The organism is Verrucomicrobiia bacterium (assembly GCA_035495615.1).
GTDB lineage: Bacteria > Omnitrophota > Omnitrophia > Omnitrophales > Aquincolibacteriaceae > DATJFP01.
In genome coordinates this window covers 1-5,873 of record DATJFP010000033.1, presented here as the reverse complement: position 1 = coordinate 5,873, position 5,873 = coordinate 1, and the positions used below count along the sequence as shown (strand labels likewise).

The 5,873-nt window shown below is 61.5% G+C and carries 1 protein-coding gene; it reads right to left on the bottom strand.

What is annotated here, in order from left to right:
• A partial coding sequence (locus VL688_04025) for a hypothetical protein (GenBank protein HTL47214.1) occupies nucleotides 1–5,873 on the bottom strand: 5,873 nt, incomplete at both ends.

Below are 5,873 nucleotides of genomic sequence, written 5' to 3'. Positions count from 1 at the left end.
GCGGCGCGGCTCTCGAGGCGAGCGTCGCCCATATCGCCAAGGGCAAATTGGAAGCGGGCTGGCCGGCCGGAATGCGGCGGAATCCTTCGTCGAGCATGTCGAGGGACGCGGGTTCCACCGACTGCGCCGCCGTCAGGACCAGCCTTTTCTCGAGCGCCGACCGGATGCCATCCACCGTGCGCCTGTAAAATTCCTCATCCGGAACTCCATGCAGCGCCAGCAGCCGGTCGAACAGCGCGGACGGGGTCATGCCCTCGAAATTCTCAGGCGTTCCCGAACGAAGCTCGGATTTGGCTCCTTCATTAAACCAGAGACCGTCGCGCGGCGCTTCGGGAGTTTCGGCCGTTCCTCCCGCGGGTTTCTGCCGCGCCGCTTCGGCGGCCAAGCCCTGGAGATAGCCGCCCACTTTTGAGGCGCGTAAAGCGTCAGTGGCGCTTCCCGTCAGGAAGGTATAAATCTGACCTCGCACCGCGTCCCGGCGCAGGATCGTGCGCGCGGCATCGAGCGCGGCAAAATCGAAAAGCGCTGCCTGGGTTACGCGCTGCTCTTCAGGAATCAATCCGGCCTTGCGCAGCGCGGCATTCGCGAGGGTTTCTTCGACCAGCATGTTGCCGTAAATGCCGGCCGCGGGGGCCGGCCTTTCTTCCTGCCGGTCCCAGAGGTCGAGAGCCATGTTCATCAGGTCGTCGGCCCGCGCCGGCGTGATGCTCGCGGCTGCGGCCGGGAGCAGCGAGGCGAAATTGTCCCGCGCGACCGCGTTGTCGATCAGAATATTTCCGGCGGGGCTGCGCTGCAGGAAACGCGCGGCAAACGCCTGCAGGCTGACGAACGCGGCATCCCCTGAAGCTCCCTTGTTGACTTCGAATAATTTGAGATAGACGCCGGTGAGTGTTCTCTCGAAGGCAAAGTCGCTCTCGCCTTCGGCCGCGACACCGGCGTTCGCTGCAAGGAACGTCACCCCGTCCAGAACCGCGGGCTTCAGTTCCGCATCTTCGAGGGCGGCTAGAGACTCAAACAGGGCGGCCGCCTGAAGCAAGGCGGCCCGCGGCTCGAGCGATCCTTCCGCGGTGATTTTGCCCAGGGCGCGCCGGATGTCTGCGAGCCACGCGGCAATCGCGGCCGCGGGAAGCAGTTCCCGAGGGATGTCCCGGAAACGGTCGGTAATTTCTTTCGCCTCGGCAAACCAGACCTGCAGCTGAAGATTGTTGCCGGCGCCCTTTTCGGGAATCGAATCGAGGACTTTACGCATCACATCCAGGACCCGGCCGGTTTCATCCAAAGGCCTCATCATTTTCTGCTGGAAAGCTTCCACGATCGCTTCGAACCGCTCTTGGAGATGTTCTTCGCCGGCTTGAAGGGCGCCGAGGGCCTGAAAAATCTGGACGGGCGTCAGCTTCAGGAAATCCTGCAGCGTCTGCGGCCCTTTGCCGGCGCGCAATTCACTCTTCAACCAAAGCTCGTCGTTAGGCGCTTCGGGAACTTCGGGCGTTTCCCCGGCGGGGCTCTGCCGCATTTCTTCGCCTCCAAGGCCTTGCGCGTATCCCGCTATTTTCTGGATGCGCAGAGCGTCCGTGGCGCTTCCCGTCAGAAAACCGTGAAGCTGTCCCCTCACCGCTTCCTGGCGCAGGGCCTTGCGCGCGGCATCGACTTTGAAAAATTTGATCAGCTTGCCGTGCAAGTCATGGTGTTCGTCGGGCACGAGATCCGCCAGGCGCAGCACCGCAACGGCCAGCGCGTTGTGGATCGAAATCTCGCCCACGATGCCTGCCAGCAGCGCGCCCAAACCGCCTCCAAGCCCGGCGGCCCTCCTGTCCGGCATCTGCTCCGAGAAGTCCAAAGTCAAATCGATTACTTCTCCGAGCCTTGCCTTTGTCACGGACTTCGCCGCGGCATCGAGCGCCTTCGCGCCTTCATCCGACAAAACACCGGCCAAATGGCCGGATTGCAGGAGCCGCGGGATAAAAATCTTGAAGCTCTCGAGAACGGCATCCGCGGCAGCGCCTTCGCTGTGATTGAAAAATTCTTCGTACGCTTCGCTGAGCTGTTTGTCCAATTGGAAATCGCCGCGTGAATCCGTGCCCGCGTTCGACACCAGCCACGTCAGCGCGGCGAAAATGCCGGGTTTCAGGTCCGGATTGCGGAGATTGGCAAGCCTCGGGAACACGCCCGCGGCTCTGGTAAAAGCGACGTAAGGATCAATCGATCCTTCCGGCGCGACTTTTTCCAGAGCGCGGCGGAAGGTCGAAATCCATTCCTTCCTCTTGGCCTGAGGCAGGATCTCTTCGGGCAGCATCTCGTCGGGAGCCATGCGGCCCGTGATTTCCGCCGCGATTTCGAACCACAGCCCGAGCTGAAGATTGGTCCCTTTTCCTTTTTCGGGAATCGAATCGAGCACGTCCCGCATCATGTCCATCACCTTTCCAATTTCTTCAAGGGAGGACAAGCTTACTTTCTGCTCGACGGCAAACTTGATCCTGTCATAGCGGGTTGGATAGTCCAAGGCCTGTGGGTCCAGGGCTCCTAGAAATTTAAAAATTTCAACGGACGGAAGCCGCATGAGCGCCCTCGTATCTTGCGGCTCTTGGCCGGTGCGAAGCTCGGTCCGTGTCCATATGCCGTCGGCCGGGGCTTCGGAAGTTCCGGTGCTGGGAGGCTCCGCCCGCGAGGCGAGGTCGCGGAGGGATTGCGCGTATTCCCGCATTTTGGAAGCGCGCAGCTTATCTGTCTTGGCGTTTTGCAATTCGCCCGCCATCGCTTTCAGGGACCCGAATTCCGGGAATAGCGAGCGCGCGCCGTCGGGGCTCGCCGCTTCGAAAACGTCCAGGACCGCCCGGTGGACGTCGTTGTCCAGCAAAGCCACGCCGCTTTCGTACGCGAGAAGACGGCTGAAAGCCTCGGCGAGGCCCGGGCGCCCGTTGACCGAAGTAATGCCGCGTAGGACTTCCCGCATTTTTATCTCATGGTCTTCTCTCCGCGCGGGAGCGCCTTCCGTTATGATTTCCGCCAGGGCGAGGCCGAGATTCTGCTGCGCCGCGGGCAAGGAATCCACACGGCCGAAAAGCTCAAGCAGAAGATCACTTGCCGCATCCGCTTCCGCGGGTTCTAAAGAATATTCCTGTAAAAGGCTGGCCAGCTTCTCGCTATAGGCCGCGATCATCCGGGCCAGGCCCGGATTGCCGGTGGGAAACGCGGCCATGGCTTTCAGGACCGCTTTCGCGAGGAGGCGCCCTTGCTGCGGGTCCAGGCGCTCAAAGTTGAAGAGAGGCAGAGCAGCGGCAAATCTCTGGGCCGAGACGGGATTGCGCGCGCTGCGGTCCAGAATGCGGATCAAGGATTCCATGGAAACGGCCCGGTCCTTACTGCTTTTCCATCCTTCGAAAACTTCAAGGCTGTCCCGCACCAATTCGAGAAGATCGACCTCCAAAGAACCTTCGGCCGCGGTTTCAGGTTTTAGCTGCGCAAGAACCTGGAGCAGCCTCGGAAGCAGCGTTCTCGCAACCCCGGCCGCGGCATCCACCTTCTCGGCATCTCCGGCATGCATGATCAAAGCGATGATCATCCTGATGCGGAAAAAATACGGCTCGAGCGTCGAAGCCACGGCCGGCTCGTTCACGACGCGCTCGATCTGCCGGAGCGCCTGCTCGAGGTCGACGTCTTTAGCCGCGTCGGTCCTGAGCTCGGCATGGGCCGGTCCTTCCCACGGCAGCAGCTGGCTGGCCAGCCAGAAGCCGTCGTCCGGAGGAAGGTCGGGCATTTCCGCCGGCGATCCCGTTTGACGCGCCACGGTATCCACCATGCCTTGCGCATAGCCCTCCAGGCGCGGGATCACCACGTCCGGATCTTCAGACGCCTTGAGGTGGCCGATCACGTCATCGAATTTGCCGGCGCGGGGGAAATAATTAACGAAGGGCGCCGTGCCCGAAGAAGCTCCAAAAATCCAGACAAGCGGCGAGCCCAGCGGCGATTCTTCGGAAACTTCCAGCCCCGCGATCCGCAGGGCGGCCACGGCAAGCAGGTCGGCAAGTGCGGTGATCACGCGTTCTTTCGTCCCAGGATGCCCTTCATGCGCGGCAAGGAGGGCAATCAGATCGTCCACAATCGGCCGGATATCTTTCGGGTCCATACGCATGAAAAGTTCCTGCATCGCCTGGGCGAGGAGTTCCAGGATCTCGTTTTCCGCCCCATCGAAGTCGAGGTTCTTCATTTGCGAGACCAGTTCGCGCGCGGCGGCGGAAACTTCCGCATCCGGAATAAAGTGGGAGAACGTCCGCCAGGTCATGGCCAGACTCCGGAGGCCGCGCGCGGCGTCGCCGTCGGAGGTCCGTATGAGCGGGAAAAGTTCCAGGGCAAACTTCGAGGCCGCCTCAAGCTCCGCGGGGTCCATGAATTCGCCCATGTTCTCGAGAATGTGGGCCAGCTCGCCCAAACTTTCCGCGCGCTCGTCGAATTTCGGCAAACTACGCATCCAGTCCATGTACTTCCGGACCGCGTTTTCATGGTCCGGAATTTTGGCCACGCTCAGCGCATTGCCGTAGGTGATGGCCATCGAATAAAGGACGGGCCCCGCGCCTTTGCTTTTCAGGTCCACCGCGTCCATCGCCTTGCCCAGGGTTTCGACGACGCGGGGAATGTCCTCCATCTCCGTCAATTTGCTGTTGATCCATCCCGCGGCGACTCTGCGCGCCTCATGCGCGGCGCTGTCCTGGCCCTGGATGCCGGCCAGCACGCCGAGCAGGCCGTCCATGTCGAGGCTGCTCCAGTCCGTCGTGCGCAGCTCGGACTTGAACCAAAGGCCGTCGTCGGGAACTTCCTCCGGCGCCTTGGTCTGAGCGGCCGCTTTACGCACGGCATCATCGTGCATCGCCCGCGCATAAGCCTGAATTTTTCCGATGCGCTGGGCCGGATCTCCCTGGAGATCCACAACGGCCTGATCGAAATTCGCCCGCGTAACCAGCAGTTGTCCCGGCCGGCCGGGATCCTCCGCGGTAAAAAGGCCCCGCAATTGGTCGTTCAGCCTGGCGGCTTCACCGTATTCGAACTCCATGACCGGAATGCCCGCCTGCTTTTTTGCCAGAACGATCAAGCCTTCCGCTGTTTCGTAGCGAAGCAATTTCTTTTCTCCGCCCGGGCCGGCGAAAAGAGGCATGAGATCAAACCACGACTTGATCGCGGATTCGAGCGCGGTATCGGGCAGCCTCTTCATGATTTGAATGAGATATTGGAGCACGATCTGCACGGCCTGGTTCGAGCCGGAAAGCGGCGCCGCTGTGCGCACCTCTTCCAGGAGCGCATTGAAAATTTTTTCGATCTGCTGCGGTTTTGATTGCGCGGCGAGAAAGGAAAGCGCGGGCGCGTAGAGCTTCAGGGCAAGGAACGCATGAATGCTTCCGCTCTGCGAGCGGCCGGCGAGCGTCACGATCTGGTCTAAAAATTCTTCCGGCGCCGTTTGCAGGTGCAAAGCGATTTTTTCGAGGATCCCGGCAAGGCCCGCCCGCTTGCTGTCCTGGTCATCGGTTCCCGTGCCGACCGCAAGCGCGGTCTGGAGTACATAACGGGCGGCTCTTTCCGCGGCCGCGGCATCGAGGCTGGCCGCCGCAATCCCCGCCGCGCGGTTAATGTCACCGCTGATGTCCAATCCCGCCTGCTGCCAGGCGCGCGTGGAGGCCTCCATCACCTCCGTGAGAATCTTCAAGTACTCCTCCGCCTGCTCCGGTTTTATGCTGACCGTGATTTTATCCCCTTTGCCGAGAACTTCACCGAACGCAAGCGAGGCCGCGGTATGATTCCGCGGGAAGCCTTTCTGGATGAGTCGGAGCGCGTCGAAGTAGGCGGCAGGCTGCTTGTCCGCTCCGGCTTCGAGGGAATGCTGGATG